Raw genomic sequence first — 16,207 nt, forward strand, 5'->3', positions numbered from 1 at the left:
TTTCGTGAAGGAAGTTTCCGGTCGGTTTCCCAAACCAAACAGAAAAGGACCTGGAGGGACTTATGGAGGCAAGAATGAAACTCATCCGCTGGGCAGCAATGTTTGTCGCCATGGTGGCGATTCTGCTAAGTGGCGTCGGTTGTCAGGAAAAGACAAGTACCGGCGGTAATGACGGCACAAGCGGTGAAGTCGGTTCAATTCAGATCGTAACCGGCACAACCAATGACACACTCGCGTTTCTGCCGAACGACTCGGCATCAACGTCTGTAGTGGTAATCGTAACGGACACCCGCGGCTTGGCTTTGCCCGGGAAAAAGGTTGACATCACGCTCGCAAATCCGAATCTTGGCGTCATTGAATTTCTGGATACCGAGCTGCTTGACACGACCAACAGCCTCGGCCGCGTGAACTGCATGTTCCGAGTTTACAGTCAAGCGGGCAATCAGATTATTTCCGCTTCTTCCGGAGGAATTTCCACGAATCGCACGTTGGTGATTCGTGAAGCGGATCAGGAAATCAACTCGGTGACGATGATTGTCACGCCTGAGAACATCGAAGCTTCGGAGCTTGAAGACGATTCCGCGAGAGTTGATGTGCGAATTGTTGATTCAGGAAATCGCGGCGTGCCCAATGTTGCGTTGAATCTGACGGCGACGGGCGGACTTCTCGTCCAGCCGCCGGTCACTGACGCGTCCGGTCGCACGACGACTTGGTGGTTTAATAACCGTCAGTTTGGTGAGTTTACGATTTTCGTTCGCGCAGGTTCGTTGCGCGACTCAGCGATTGTAACTGTTGCACAGGTTCCGCGCGAGCTTGGTACGCTGCGTGTGGCCACCGACAGCCGACTTGTCGAAGCGGACGGTTGTATTACTGCCGCCAATATCACGGCGACGTTAAAGAACGTGTTCGGAGAAGCCGTTCGCGGTGATACCATACGTTTCGGAGCACCGGTGTTGGGCGCAGTTCAGCCCTATGCCATTACGGATTCACTTGGTGTCGCCACGGTGAATTTCTGCGGTATGTCCATTCCGAATGATCAGGATCCCATTGACTCGTCCATGGTGGTCGCCCGCTATGAGCGCTGGGGTCTTCGCGACACCGTAAATATTCGCATCGTTCCGGCAGCCGGTATCGGTGACATTAACCTGTCGGCACCTGCTACGTCGGGAATCGCCGGACGGGACTCGATTCAGCTTAACTTGAACGTCTTCTTCGCCAACGGCACGCGAGTGAACGGTTACTATGCCAAGTTCCGCGTTACCCAATGCGGAAGCTTCAAGTACGACTCGACACGTCTCGTGGACGGTCGCCCCGATTCCGCGAATTTCTACTATCTCTGCACGGCGATACCGCAATCCCCGCCGGAAATCACAGTGGAAGTGGACGGAGTTGTCTCTGAACCTTTGACCATTAATATTAATCCGGGCGATCCGTCCTATGTCTTCCTGTTTGCGCTTCCGCAAGTTGGAATTGGCGATGTGGTTGACGTACGCGCTGCGGTTGCCGACACGTTTGGTAATCCCGTTCGTGCCGGAGAAGTGGTGAATTTTACCACGACACTTGGAACCATCACACCTTATGTGAACACGGATGAAACCGGAATTGCGACTGCGAACCTCGCGACAGGAAATTCATCCGGTATCGGTATTGTTCAGGCCCGTTTGATCAGCGGCGTGGACAGTGCGGTGACGACTCTGATTGTCACGTCAGGTTCAGCGAATCGAGTGGTTACCACGTTGAACCCGCCAAGCCTGCTGGCTCGCGGCTCCGGCGGTCAGGACTGGTCCCAGATACAGGCTGAAGCCTATGACGCCAATGGTAATCCGGTGGAAGACGGCACGTGGGTGACGTTTGAAATTGGACCCAATGCCCCTGCCGGTGTCAATATTAACAACCGTGGCAGTCTGGATTCTTCGCAGACATCAAACGGTGTTGCCGTAGCGACATTGAATGCAGGAACCGGAACCGGGCCTGTTTCTGTCGTCGCCTGTGTCCGAGTAGCAGGGGGACAGCAAGCTTGCAGTCCGGTTACCGGATCGGTGGTAGCGGGACCGCCAGCGGAAATTGACCTTGGACTCGATGAAGTCGGCGAAGATGCCGGCGGCGCCGCGTGGGACGTTGAAATCAGCGCGCTGGTGAAGGATGCTGTGCAAAACAACGTCATTAACGGCACGGCGGTCTTCTTTGAAGTTGAGCCGGTTGAACTTGCGCAGATTCTGTCGGAGGCCGTGGTTGTAGGCAATGAAAATGCGGACGGTGATGTCAGACCGGGTGTCGCGTTCACAACACTTCGCTACAACTCACTCGCGACAAACAGCCTCGTTACGGTTTCTGCACGTACGGCAAACGGTATCGTGGCAACCCAGGACTTCATATTGCCGATTCAAGAGCCGACCATTGTTGTGAACTGCTTGCCGGGTTCGTGGCACTTTGTGGCGAACGGCAATCCGTGCCGCATAGAGCTTCAAGCAACGGTTCGGGACGGCCACCAAGTCTTGATCAATGGTCAGCAGGTTTACTATGCCGCGAATCGCGGCCGCATGTGGCCGAATCCGCAGATTCAAGGTCAGCCGATCAGCATGGATTTCACGGGACCGGAGTTCGGTGAACCGGATGGTCAATGCTCTATCTTCCTTTGTGACTCTGTGAACTTCATTTTCCCCGATGCTTTGACACCGGAAATTCCGGGTGAGGTTCGAGTAGAAGTTGTGGGTTACCAGGACGCAACGGACTCACAGGTTATCAACTTCCGCCGCTAAGGCAGAGGCGATGATAGATTGAACTAAAGTGGCCGGAGCCGGACAAACACCGGCTCCGGCCCATATTGGACCGACGACAGGAAGTATAAAACGAAATTATGCGCGAAAAGCTTGGCGAGATACTGGTTCGTTTGGGCCATATCACATCGCAACAGCTCAATGATGGGCTGACTCGACAAAAAGAAACCCGTAAGAAGATCGGCGAGACGCTTGTCTCTTTGGGGCATTGCTCTGAGGAAAACGTGTACGCGGCATTGGCGAAGCAGTGGGGATTTGAGTATATCCCGGCTGAGACACTGACCGCTAAGAATCCGAACGCACTTGCAGTCGTACCGGAAGGCTTTGCAAAGGAGCACCTTGTCATTCCCTTGGGGTTGACCGATTCGACGATAATCGTCGCGATGGCCGACCCGGATGACATTGTTGCGGTTGACAATCTCGAGAAATTGTCTGGAAAGCGTGTGGATGCGAAATTAGCATCTCCACTGGCAATTTTAAATGCGATTGAGAACTCGTATGAGAAGATTCGCAAGGCGGGTGAAGTAACCGAGGCAATCGGCGATCTGCAATTTTTTGCGACGTCGGACGAGGACGACGAGAGTCTCGTGGACATGAGCAAGACGGCGGCTGCGGAGGACGCTCCGGTCGTCAAGCTCGTGAACCTGATGCTGCAGGACGCGATCAAATCGCGCGCGACCGACATCCACATCGAACCTCAGGAAGAATCACTGATTGTGCGCTTCCGTGTTGACGGTGTGTTGGCGGAAGTCATGCGCCCTCCGAAGGCGTCGCATGCAGGAATCGTCTCACGTATCAAGATTCTGTCAAAACTGAACATTGCCGAGAAGCGTTTGCCGCAGGACGGTCGTTTTACGGTGCGGACGGCGGAGAAGGAAATTGACATGCGCGTATCGATCCTTCCGCTTGTGACCGGTGAGAAGATAGTGATGCGTTTGCTGGACAAATCTGCGTTCGCCTTCAGTTTGGCAACGCTCGGTTTTGTGGAAGAAGACGGTAAGATCTTCCGCCGCTGGATTCGTCAGCCGTACGGCATGGTGATTATTTCGGGTCCGACGGGTGCGGGTAAGTCCACGACGCTGTTCGCGGCTTTGAATGAAATCAAGAGTGTCGAAGACAACATTACGACTGTGGAAGACCCGGTCGAGTACCACGTTCCCGGCGTTAATCAGGTGCAGACCAAGGCAAAAATCGGATTGACATTTGCGGCGGCGCTGCGTTCAATTTTGCGTCAGGATCCCGACAAGCTGTTGATCGGCGAAATTCGAGACGAAGAAACGGCGGACATCGCGGTGAAGTTCGCATTGACCGGACACCTTGTGTTCTCAACTGTTCACGCGAACGACGCGCCCTCCACAATTACACGATTGTTGGACATCGGTGTTCCGCCGTTCCTATGCGGATCGGTGCTGAACCTTGTGATGGCCCAGCGTCTTGTGCGTCGAATTTGCCAGCACTGCAAGGTTGAATACGAACCGGATGAAGCCGAGATGCAGGCGCTGCTGATAGACAAGGACTTCTTGAAGGGAAGAAAGTTTTGGCGTGGTCGCGGCTGTGCGCAATGCAGGAACACCGGCTACCACGGTCGAACGGGTATTTTCGAGATATTGGAGATGCGCCGCAATATTCGATCGCTGGTATTCGATAACGCCAATCAGGACGAGATACGGAATGCGGCCTTGGCGAACGGCATGGTGACGCTGCGCGATGCAGCATTCAAGAAAATATTTGCAGGGGTTACAACCAGTCACGAGCTCTTGCGCGTGACGGTTCAGGAAATCTAACTCAAAGCGACGGGCAAAACAGGCGATGCCGACATACAGTTACGTCATCAAAGACGCTGCGGGCAACCGTCAGGAAGACAATATCAAGGCCGCGAGCTATGAGGCCGCGGTAGAGGTTCTTCGCCGCAAGGGTGCGGCCCAGATTGTCTCAGTTCGGGAAATCAAGGGAGGTCTTGCGCTTGACGAGATGAGCGTCGGCGAGCAGTTAAGCCTAGCGGTTTATCGCTGGCGGACGCGCGTTCCTCTCAAGACCCTGGTGTTTTTCACGCGGCAGCTTTCCACGATGTTCTCCGCGGGTTTGACGATTGAGCGCGCGATTCAGAATTTGCTTCAGGAAGAGCGCAACCATAAGTTCAAGAAAGTGCTTGTACAGGTTGCGACGGACCTGAAGAAGGGATACGCTCTGTCCGAGTGCCTCGCCAAGCACCCGGGTGTTTACTCGAATTTGTACGTAGCGCTGGTGCATGCGGGTGAAGTCTCGGGTAACCTGCACGTAATTCTTGAGCAGCTCTCCGACTATCTGGAATCAGTCGCCGACACGCAGCGAAAGGTCGTTTCAGCGATGTCGTATCCCGTGTTTTCGGTGATATTCCTGACGGGAGTGATCTCATTCCTGATGATATTCGTGGTGCCGATGTTCGAGGATGTCTATTCGAAATTCTCGGCTAAATTGCCGTTTGCCACGCTGGTGCTGATGAATATTTCGAAGCTGATGGTTAATCAGGCACCGCTGGTCTTTCTCTTTGCGGTGGCGACTATCGTCGGTTTGTGGGTGCTGACCAAGACGAAGCGTGGCGGTCTAGTTTGGGACAACATGAAGCTGCGCTTTCCGGTTTTCGGTGGGCTGCTGATGTCGTCACTGATGGACAAGTTTGCGCGTACATTTGGTATTCTAATCGGCTCAGGCGTACCCGTTCTCGAATCTCTTAGTCACTCCATTCGCGTTGTTGAGAACCGAGTGATTGGAAATGCCTTGCGCGACGCTCAGCACATGATTAAGGACGGCTACGCGATTTCGGTTGCCATGAAGAAAACGGGTGTGTTTCCGCCTATCATGGTACAGCTGATTCAAACCGGCGAGGAGACCGGTGAAATCAACAAGCTGCTCGAGAAAGTATCAGAATTCTATTCGAAGCAGGTGGATGCCACAATCGGCCGCTTGACATCACTTATTGAACCGTTGCTCATCATTTTGATTGGCGGCGTGATTGGTATCATTTTGATTGCAATTTACCTCCCGGTGTTCATGTTGGGCCGCGCGATTCAGTCAGGTTCGTAAGGCACAGGGCTTGCAATTTACGAAGGGTGACTGCATATTGAGGCAGTCACCCTTTTCTTTACAGGGAGGAAGAACACTTGACCGTAGAAACTCCGTGGGGGCCGTTGCCGGCCGTACCGGTTTTGATTGTGGCTGGTTTCCTGGGCGCATGCTTCGGAAGCTTTGCAAATGTCTTGATTTACAGGCTTCCTGCCGAGGAGTCACTGCTTCAGCCACCGTCACGCTGCCCGTCGTGTGAACGCCCGATTGCATGGTATGACAACATCCCGGTACTGAGCTGGCTGATCTTGGGAGGTAAATGCAGAAACTGCAAGACTGCAATTTCAGCGCAATATCCCTTGATTGAAGCGGCCTCGGCAGGGTTGGCGGTGTTTGCAGTGTGGAAGTGGGGTGCGACCTTCGCAGGAATGGCCCATGGGCTGCTTTTTATCGGGTTATTGGCCCTGACCATCATTGACCTCCGGCATTGGCTGCTTCCGTTCGCCATAACGATTCCGCTTACTCTGATCGGCTTCGCAGGGGCGGCCTTCTTCGACATGCTGCCTCTGTCGGAGTCGTTAGTGGGGGCGGCGGTCGGTTTTGGGATATTCCTCTTGATGTTGCTGGGGGGGAAGTATGTTTTCAAGAAGGAAGCCATGGGAGGGGGCGATGTGGTCTTTGGAGCGATGGCGGGAAGCTTTTTAGGCTGGCAGTTGACGTTGCTCATGATCTTTGTGGCCTCTGCGCTCGGGACTCTTGTTGCGTTGATTTTATTGACTTTACGAAAGAGCATCATGGACAGGGCGATCCCCTTTGGTCCATTTCTGGCGGCCGGTTTGGTCGTATGCTTATTCTGGGGGAGGGGCTTTATCGAGGCCTATCTGAAAATGCTCGGTTTCTGAAGAAGCACTTGACTTTTTAGAAGTTGCTGGGTATTTTATTGTGAACTGCATATAAGCAAATCTCCAAAAATTCACCTGCATAGACACCCTGCGTAACCCGCAGGAGCAAGAAAGGGAGTAATCCATGATCAAGAAGTACTTGGTTTTGTCTCTTGTGCTGTCGGTTGCCGCGGCAGCATGGGCAGCACCTGCTACCTCCAAGCGTGTGGATACCAGCCACAAGACGCCTGTAGTCGGAAATGCAACTGAGGTAAACCACACACAGACGGCGGTTAGCCGTATCCCGGACGCGTCCCGGTTGGACGTCATCGGTGACCTTTATCAAGCCGGCACGACCTACTACGACTACCAGCACAACGGTACTGTTGGCCGCATGGTTGGCGTGGACGCAAATGGATTCGTTCATGTCGTTTGGATGAACGGACTCGATGAGTCATTTGCACAGCGCGATGCCTACTACAATTGCTGGGATCCGAACACGGAAGACTGGCAGGAACTCATTCCGGACGGCGGTGTAGCCGCTAATACGGTTCGTGCCGGTTATGTCACAAACACCGTCCTGCCGAACGGTTTTGCGTTCCCGTCGTTTCACTCTACTCCTCCTGGTGAGTCAGTATTGACGACACATGCGTCCATCGACTTCCAAGGAGCGGCAGGAGCATTTACACCGTTTTGGCAGAATCCGTTTGGCGCAAATCAAGTGATTTGGCCGAAGATTGTCCGTGACGACGACGGCACCTTGCACGGTGTTTCGACCTCGGATCCGGATACCGATCAGGGCTACCATTACTGGAAAGCGACCCCGATTTATGACTCGGGATTCGGTATTGAGATTCAGTTCACGACATTTGGCACGGGCGACCAGTATCAAGTTCTGGGCAACGGTGAAGTGATTGCTCCGGACGTTGCGGCATCACCCGTATCGAATCGTGTTGCGGTCGTGTTTAATGATTCGCGCGGTGGTGAAGGCGGAATTACGCAGATCAACAACGACCTCAAGCTGGTGATTTCAGAAGACGGCGGAATGAACTTCGCTCCGCCGATCGACTTGACGGACTGGATTGAGCCGGACTTTGATTGCGCATCGGGCGACACGATTGCCTGCAACGGCGATACCCTTCGTCCCTACACCTGCCTTGACGTTGAATTTGACTACAACGACAACATTCACGTCGCTTTCACGACCCGCACGCTGTATGAATTCGGTTATCCGGGTTACGACGCTCCGCCGACGGCCTTCATCAACATGTCCAGCATTTGGCACTGGGGTGAGGACACGGACGAGTTTTCCAACATCGTGAATCACAATCAGTTTGCGACTTTCTCGAATGGCGACAGCTTGCTAGGCGACAACGCGTGGCAGTTGATGGTTCAGCGTCCGAGCATGGCATTTGACACGCTGAACGGCGGCGATGACATGTACTGCTCATTCATTTGGCACGATTCCTCACAGTATTCGGCGAACTACTACATGAGCGCCGATATCTGGGTTGCCTATTCCTGCAATAACGGCCGTACGTGGTTTGAACCTATCAACGTGACCAACACGGTGACTCCGGTTGGCGCAGCGCCGGGTGAGTGCCTGCATGAACGTGATCAGTCGCTGGCTCCGCTGGTGACCTATGACGGTGCAGAAGGCTTCCTACATCTTGAATACGTATTGGATACGGATGTCGGCGGTGTTCCGCAGACTGAAGGTGCCACGACGTTAAACAACGTATACTACCAGCGCATACCGCTTGCGGATCTTGAGTTCACAACGCCGCATCCGTATAACACGGTGACGCTGCATGTTGACGGAAGCCAGCACACAGGCACTGGTGCGGTTCCGTTTGATCCGAACAATCTTTGCGCGACGTCTGTTGGCCGCGGCGGCGAAGGCATACCGACGGCGTTCCAGCTGTTCCAGAACTACCCGAACCCGTTCAACCCGTCCACGAACATTCAGTTTGATCTTGTGAATGCATCCAAGGTTACGCTGAAGGTTTACAACGTGCTGGGAGAAGAGGTTGCCACACTTGTTGACGGCGAAGCGTTGTCAGCAGGTGCTCATACTTACGCGTTTGATGCTTCAAGGCTTGCGAGCGGCGTCTACATGTACCGTCTCGAGGCCAATGGAGTTTCCGCAACGCGCAAGATGATGCTCATGAAGTAATCTGGCTGGAACACAGTTAGATTCGGTTTGAGTCCTTGTAGGGGCCGGGTGTGAACCAAAGCGCACCCGGCCCTAATACTTTAAGTGATACAGACAATTGCAAGAGATGATCGCCGGGCAGTGTCGCAAGTGGTGTTGCTAATAAAACTACTACATAAAGAATGTTTGTTGATCGAGCCAAAATATATGTGAAAGCCGGCGATGGCGGCGATGGCAGGGTTTCGTTTTTGCGCGAAGCCTACCGACCGCTCGGGGGACCAGATGGCGGCGACGGCGGAGATGGTGGCTCGGTATGGTTGATTGCCGATCCGCAGCTGCACACGCTGATGGACTTACGGCATCAGGTTGAGTTCTATGCCGAAAATGGCGAAATGGGCGGGCGAAAGAAGTGCAGTGGTAAGGGCGGTAAGGACTTTGAATTACGTTTGCCCGTTGGTACTCAAGTCTTCACTGACGAGGGGTTGATCGCAGATTTGTCGGAACCCGGACAGCGCTTGTGCATTGCGGAAGGGGGCAGGGGCGGCAAAGGCAATTACAACTTTGTGACAGCCCGAAATCAGGCTCCGAGAAAAGCCACGAACGGGAAACCGGGGGTTGAACGGAATCTTCTGCTTGAGCTAAGGCTGATGGCAGATGTAGGGTTGGTCGGTCTGCCCAACGCAGGAAAATCCACGCTCTTATCCGTATTGACTGCCGCCAGGCCAAAAATTGCGCCTTATCCGTTTACGACTCTTTCACCGAATCTCGGTATCGTTCGTCCAACGGAGTATACGAGCTTCGTGCTGGCAGACCTGCCGGGGCTGATTGAAGGGGCGTCGGAGGGTAAAGGGCTGGGGTTTGAATTTCTGAGACATGTGGAGCGAACAAGAATCCTACTGTTTCTGCTTGATGCGACGAGCACGGACATAAAAGCGGACTTGAAGATTCTGAAGGCTGAACTGAAGCAATGGAATCCGGACTTATTAAAGAGGCCGAGCTTGATAGTCCTGTCAAAAAAGGATTTGCTGCCGGAGGGCGAACCTCTTCCCAAGGGTCCGTGGAAGCATTCGATTTCATCGGCAACACACGAAGGAATCGAGGAGCTGATCAAGAAGCTGTGGTTATTGCTGGAGAGTGCGCCCATCCCCAAGATATTTCGAGAGCCGGATGATTTGCCGGAGCCGGGCAAGAAGGCAATTGAATCGGAGTTTGAGGACGAGTGGGACTAAACGACACAGAGAAGGTCGCACTACTGAACTTGTTGGCGATACCTGGAATCGGCGCGTGGGGCGCCATTCGTCTGGTCAAGGAGTTCGGATTGCCATCGAAAGTGTTTCATGCCGGTGATGGTGCGCTCAGATCGGTGCCTCGAATAGGGGAAAAGGCGATTGAGGCGATCCACAAGTCTGCTTCGCAGGGTGAAGCAGGGCGCAAGCAATTTGTGGCGGCAGCAGGTCATGGCGCAAATGTGGTCAGTTTCTGGGATGAGGAGTACCCTCCGCTACTCAGAGAACTTGAGCAAGACGCACCTGCTGTCTTGTTTGTGAAAGGTAACCTCCAGTTGAATGCTCGCAGAGTTGCGTTTGTCGGGACCCGCCGCGCGAGCGACTATGGGAAAAGAGCGTGCCGGGAACTCGTTTCATCGCTTGCCGGTTCGGGAATTCACGTCATGAGTGGCCTTGCCAGTGGAATTGACGGTGCGGCACATGCGGCGGCATTGGACCGCGGTCTTCCCACTGAAGCCGTGTTTGGCTGCGGCATTGATATTGTCTATCCGGAAAGCCACAAGGCACTCGCGGAGCGAATTGTCGCATCCGGTGGCGCCCTTGTTTCCGAATACCCTCCGGGTACTCCTCCGACGGTCTATACGTTCCCACAACGAAATCGCATCATTGCCGGTCTGTCATCGGCAACGATAGTGGTTGAGGCACCTGAGAAGTCAGGAGCACTTATAACTGCCCGACTTGCTCTGTCCTTTGGTCGCGAAGTAGGAGCCGTTCCCGGGTTTGTGGTTGGCGGTAAAGCCAAGGGTTGCCATGAGTTGATAAAGGAAGGAGCAGCGCTGATTGATTCAGGTCAGGATATTCTGGATTTGATAAAAATATCGACGAGAGCCGTGGATGTAGTCGAAGCGGCCCCGGCGCCTGCGCTTGCCGAACCTGAACTGAAGCTTTGGGAGCTGATTCCTTCATCAGATAAGATACACATTGACATCCTTGCTGAAAAGGCATCACAGGGAACGGGTGAAGTATTGAGCCGACTCCTGATGATGGAGCTAAAGGGTTACATCAAACAGCTTCCCGGAAAGTTCTTCGTGCGTGCTTGAAGTTGTTCACAAATACATTGCTCCGCAATGGCTGACGAGCAAGAGACTTGTTGTTTTCGAAGACCAGTTCACTGCCGGCCACCTGTTTCCTTTGAACGTGCTCCGTCCGTCCTGGGAAATCCGGTCAGGACTCGGGTCCCTTGGGCAGTGGCTGGCCGAGCTTCGCCTCGCGGGCTACTCCGTGTCCCTCCGACCTCGTTCTTCACTTACTCTGCGCTCCCGAGAACTGGCGGGATTTGACGACGATTGGCCAAGCGAGCAGGAACCCATCGTCTTCCTGAATGGGCGAGTCTTGCACCTTCCTGCCACCAAGACTCCACTGCCTGAAGCGGTTGTCGACTCGTTTGGACAAGTCCTTTGGGCGAAGCTGGACGGGAAAACCGTTTCAGAATTGTCAGGATCATCAGGAACCCTGCTTGCGGAATCGCTCGTTAAAGTAATACGGGCGAGTGCTGAGATTTCCACATTTGGCGGGGAAGCTGCCCACTTCATATGGGATTACATGGCCCTTAACCAGAAACTCCTTGCTGTAGGGATGGCGGGTGAGTACAAAGAGTTAATGGGTTCAGGAAACCTCGAGGTCTCTGGCGGTGTCCAAATAGTAGGGACTCCAATGGTTTTCGCTGGTGACGGCACTGTGGTGATGCCCGGAGTTGTATTTGACACGACGGAAGGGCCTGTTTGGATTGGCCGGGATACGGTCATTGAACCGCATTGTTACCTCAAGGGCCCTCTTGCACTAGGTGATCACTGCCGGGTTAAGGCGGGAGCTGCAATATATGGTGCAAGCACGTTCGGCCCGCATTGCCGAATCTCAGGGGAAATCAGCGCGAGTGTCATGCAGGGCTATTGCAACAAACAGCATTCAGGTTTTCTTGGCAATAGTCACCTTGGAGAATGGGTAAATTTGGGCGCAGACACCACCGTTTCAAATCTCAGAAATGACTACGGCAATGTCAAAGTGAAAGTGAATCAGAAACTTGTGGACAGCGGCAGGCAATTCGTTGGACTGATTTGCGGGGACCACACGAAGACAGGAATAAACACCATGTTCAATACTGGGTCGGTGGTGGGCATAGGGTGCAACGTTTACGGGGGCGGCTATCCGCCTCGGTTTATAAGAAGTTTTTCATGGGGCGGCAGCGACGGTTTTCATGTTGAACCGTTTGAGCGAACTGCAGAATCAGCCAGGCTGGTGATGAGTCGTCGGGGCCGGAATTTAACAGAGGCAGAGATCGAGCTAATGAAAGAGCATTACTCGAACATCGTCAAGCAGGAGAATTAGATTGAAGCGAACAAGAAATTACTTCATCATGGCGGTCCTGGGTGTCATTGTCGGCGGTATAGGTCTGTTGTGGAGCCCAGCTCTCTTTGCAGACAACAGCGGCGACGTCAACATGCAGCTGAATAAGCTGAACTACATTTTGCGGTCAGTGCGGGACAACTATGTTGAAGAGCCTGATGCCGCCAAACTGCTTGAAGGCGCAATTGAAGGAATGTTGAAGGAGCTTGATCCGCACTCAGTGTATATCCCGGCGGACCAGCAGAAGCGAATTACGGAGCAGTTCCGTGGCGACTTTGAAGGGATTGGAATTCAGTTCACAATTCAAAATGACTGGTTGACAGTGATCTCGCCGATACCCGGAACGCCCGCTGACAGACTTGGAATTCGTGCAGGAGACAGAATCACGCATATAGACGGGCTTTCCGCGTACGGGATCTCGAATGAAGAGGTCTTTGAAAAGCTCAGAGGTGAAAAGGGTTCAACAGTCCGAGTGACGATTGAGCGACCCACGATTGAAGTTCCACTAGAGTTCGAAATCGTGCGAGACAAGATTCCCATATTCTCAGTTGGTGCAGCTTTCTTAATGCCCGACAAGGAAACAGGGTATGTCCGAATCAGCCAGTTCACGGCCACAACCACGGATGAAGTCGTATCCGCATTGGACAGCCTCAAGGCAATCGGGATGAAACAATTGTTGCTCGACTTGCGTGGGAATCCGGGCGGGTATCTTGATCAAGCCTGGCGGGTTGCGGATCTTTTTATGCCGAGAAAGGACATGCTACTGGTTTACACGAAGGGACGCACGCCGAAGTCCAACTCAGAGTTTCGTTCAACAGGCATCGGAGCCAAATACGATATGCCTTTGATTTGCCTGATAAATCATGGCAGCGCATCTGCATCAGAGATTGTATCCGGTGCGATTCAAGATCATGATCGCGGATTGGTCGTGGGTCAAGTCAGCTTTGGCAAGGGGCTAGTTCAGACACCGTATCCGATGCCGGACGGATCGGTAGTGCGTATAACAACAGCGCGTTATTACACGCCAACAGGCAGGCTGATTCAGCGACCTTATGACAACGGCTTTGCCGAGTATGTCATGGGGGGACGTGACGAAGAAGATCCGAATGCACCGGAGATTGCTGAGCAAGATACGACTCCCCGCGAGCAGTTCTTGACCGATGGCGGCAGAGTTGTATATGGTGGCGGAGGGATAACTCCGGACAGCACGGTGGTACCAAGCAAGACAAACACTTTGACCGCGCAGCTTTTCAGTAAGAGAATGTACTTTGAATGGGCATCAGAATACGTGGTCAAGAACCCGAATATCAGCAAGGATCACGAGGATTTTGCGAAGAGTTTTCAAGTGACTGATGAGATGCTTGGTGACTTCAAGCAATTCTGTATTGATCGCAAGATCGAAGTTGACGATCCGCGTTGGGAACAGGATATTGCCTTTACCAAGACTCAGCTCAAAGGTGAAATTGCCGGTTTAGTGTTCAACAATCGGGATATTTACAACCTGATTAGGCTCCAAGATGACGAGCAGATACAAGCTGCGATGGGCATGTTCGAACAGGCCAAGGCAGTGGCCTCGTCATCTGTGAAGACTCGCCCGGGTAACAAGAATTAACTACAGGTATTACAGCAACATCAGTTTGGGACTGAAGGAGACAGGACTCTCCTTTGCAGAGTCCAAAAGCGTCCCAAAAATGTTTGCTAACTTGCTCTTTTTGCTTCGGTTGGGTATATTGAGAGGTTCAAAAAACCTCACAAAACCCCGCCGCTCCACTTGTCCCTCAAGTTGGGGGACAAATGTTCAACGTGAATGCGCTTACGATTTCAAAACATACTTAACTTAGCGGCCATTCTCTCGGCGTGTGCGAGCATTTATGCAGCCAATCCGCCACTCGACAGGGCCCGCGAACTTGCCAAAACCGGCAATTGGGATGAAGTCCGCGCATTAGCGGAAGAAGGGGCAAACCTCGAACCAAAGAACGAAGAGGCTTGGCGGCTTCGTGGTCGCGCCGAATTGTTCTTCGGCGATACGACTTTGGCAATTCAGTACTATGAGCAGGCACTTGCGTTGAATCCAAAGCAGGCGGATGCAGTAGTTGATTTGACAACTGTGTTTGTTGCTTTGAATCGTCTTGAAGATGCCGACCGCATCGTCTCTGCAGCAGAAAAGAAAGACCCTAAGGGTAAAATTGACGAGATCAAAGTCTCCCGGGCTTTGATACTGGGAAAGCAGAACAAGATTGGCGAAGCAACTCCAATTCTTGCCAGTGCCACAGCAAAGCACCCTGACAACCCATTATATCCACTGATTCTTGCCCGAATTTACGGCAACGCCGGGGTCACGACGCTTGCCAAGGATAACTACGCCAAAGCTTGGAGTCTTGACGAGGGAAATCCCGATATTGCCTTTGAATATGGTCAAACACTTCTTGCGTTGAAGGAGTATGATGAGGCCGACAAGCTGTTCAAGATTGTACAGGACAGAGACCCTGACAACAAGCAAGTCGACTATCTTCGCGGGCGCTTGAGGTTTGCTGCGAAGCGATATGCTGAGGCCGCGGCTGAGTTTCAGAAAGCGGTGGAGAAGGACCAGGAGAACTTCCTGGCGAATTACTGGCTGGGACGAAGCTACGTTGATCTTTCCAAGACGGAAAAGAAGAATTTTTATTCCGCCGCTCTTGCACCGTTGAGGAAGGCGCTGATGCTCAGGCCGGACCGTACAGACATTGAGCTATCCCTGGCAGAAGCGGAGTATTTTGTCGGGCGTTCGCTGTTTTTTACGTCGCAGCAGGATTCACTGTCTGAAGAATCAAAAATCCGGCTGGCAGATGAGTTTCAGAAGCAGGCGGAAAGCTTTGAGGCCAGTGCGGCAACGCCCAAAGTACCCATTCCGCCAAAACCCCCGGTGCCCGTGGGAGACGGATCCGTCCCATCCGTCCCTTCGATTCCAGTAGTTACCGATGCAGAGCGTACAGCTCAAACCCTTGCGCTTGTGGCAAAATACCGGTCGGCCGAGATGACCTTGCGCGATCCGGCAGCGAAGCTTGATGGGAAGCATCCGTTGCAAAACGAGTTGATTGAACTGTCCGTTGCAATCATGCAGCATGCAATGTACAGCTCTCAAGAGCTTCCCAAACTTCAGGATGTGTATGCAAGCATCGCACGTGCCTTCGACAAACTTGAGAAGCTCGATTCGTCACTGTTTTACACAGAAAGGCAGCTGGAGCTAACACCGAATTCTGCGAGTGATGTTACGAGAAAAATCAGCCTGTTGCAGCGGCTCGATGATCAGGCCCGGTTGGCGGAATATCTGAATGTTCTTGCGGCGGACACCGCGATGCTAGACAAATACGGGCTGATCCTGGTTAACAGCTATATCGAGACGAAACAGTACGACAAGGCGAGGGAAGCAGTTAACCGCGTAATTGAGCGCGATCCGGGGAATTGTGATGCGCATCAGCTTAATGCATACATTGATTTGAAACGCGAGCGCTACGGCGCCGCGATAAACGTTTTGCTGGAGGGTGTGAAGGCATGCCCGAACAGCGGAGACTTATGGGTATTTCTGGGGGACAGCTACTTTTTCTCGGTAGACAAACCGGACAAGGCAACAGTGGAGAAGGCAAAGAATGCCTATTGTCGTGCGGCGAGTCTTGGCAATTCGACCGGACAGGAAAAGTGTGAAGAAGTCGGAAATTATTTAAAGCAGATGAGATAAACTCTCCA

Annotated in this window: 10 protein-coding genes; all 10 read left to right on the top strand. The window is 53.0% G+C overall.

From position 1 onward, the window contains the following. Window positions 1-74: 74 nt before the first annotated feature. The 10 genes from HUU59_04710 to HUU59_04755 all read left to right on the top strand — a co-directional run bounded on the left by HUU59_04710 (window position 75) and on the right by HUU59_04755 (window position 16,199). Window positions 75-2,759, top strand: a complete 2,685-nt coding sequence (locus HUU59_04710) for a hypothetical protein (protein NUO18730.1) — start codon at window positions 75-77, stop codon at window positions 2,757-2,759. A gap of 98 nt (window positions 2,760-2,857) precedes the next feature. Further along, window positions 2,858-4,561 (top strand): Flp pilus assembly complex ATPase component TadA, encoded by a 1,704-nt coding sequence (gene tadA, locus HUU59_04715; protein ID NUO18731.1) that lies wholly within the window; start codon window positions 2,858-2,860, stop codon window positions 4,559-4,561. 25 nt (window positions 4,562-4,586) lie between these two features. After that, window positions 4,587-5,840, top strand: a complete 1,254-nt coding sequence (locus tag HUU59_04720; protein NUO18732.1) for a type II secretion system F family protein — start codon at window positions 4,587-4,589, stop codon at window positions 5,838-5,840. A gap of 77 nt (window positions 5,841-5,917) precedes the next feature. Further along, the gene (locus HUU59_04725; protein ID NUO18733.1) at window positions 5,918-6,721 is read left to right on the top strand and encodes a prepilin peptidase; all 804 of its coding nucleotides are present in this window, start codon (window positions 5,918-5,920) and stop codon (window positions 6,719-6,721) included. A gap of 124 nt (window positions 6,722-6,845) precedes the next feature. Then, on the top strand, window positions 6,846-8,876 hold the full coding sequence (locus HUU59_04730; GenBank protein NUO18734.1) for a T9SS type A sorting domain-containing protein: 2,031 nt from the start codon (window positions 6,846-6,848) through the stop codon (window positions 8,874-8,876). A 161-nt stretch (window positions 8,877-9,037) separates the two neighbouring features. Continuing rightward, entirely contained in the window at window positions 9,038-10,084 is a 1,047-nt protein-coding gene (gene obgE / locus HUU59_04735) for a GTPase ObgE (GenBank protein ID NUO18735.1), read from the top strand. Next, the gene (dprA, locus tag HUU59_04740; GenBank protein ID NUO18736.1) at window positions 10,075-11,181 is read left to right on the top strand and encodes a DNA-protecting protein DprA; all 1,107 of its coding nucleotides are present in this window, start codon (window positions 10,075-10,077) and stop codon (window positions 11,179-11,181) included. Before obgE ends, dprA begins: the two co-directional genes overlap by 10 nt. Beyond that, window positions 11,174-12,466, top strand: a complete 1,293-nt coding sequence (locus HUU59_04745; protein ID NUO18737.1) for a hypothetical protein — start codon at window positions 11,174-11,176, stop codon at window positions 12,464-12,466. The genes dprA and HUU59_04745 overlap by 8 nt, the downstream gene beginning before the upstream one ends. Before the next feature lies 1 nt (window position 12,467). Next, window positions 12,468-14,096, top strand: coding sequence for a S41 family peptidase (locus HUU59_04750; protein NUO18738.1), 1,629 nt, complete (start codon window positions 12,468-12,470; stop codon window positions 14,094-14,096). Window positions 14,097-14,291: 195 nt separating this feature from the next. After that, window positions 14,292-16,199, top strand: a complete 1,908-nt coding sequence (locus HUU59_04755; protein NUO18739.1) for a tetratricopeptide repeat protein — start codon at window positions 14,292-14,294, stop codon at window positions 16,197-16,199. Window positions 16,200-16,207 lie beyond the last annotated feature (8 nt).

The organism is bacterium (genome assembly GCA_013360195.1).
Taxonomy (GTDB): domain Bacteria; phylum Electryoneota; class RPQS01; order RPQS01; family RPQS01; genus JABWCQ01.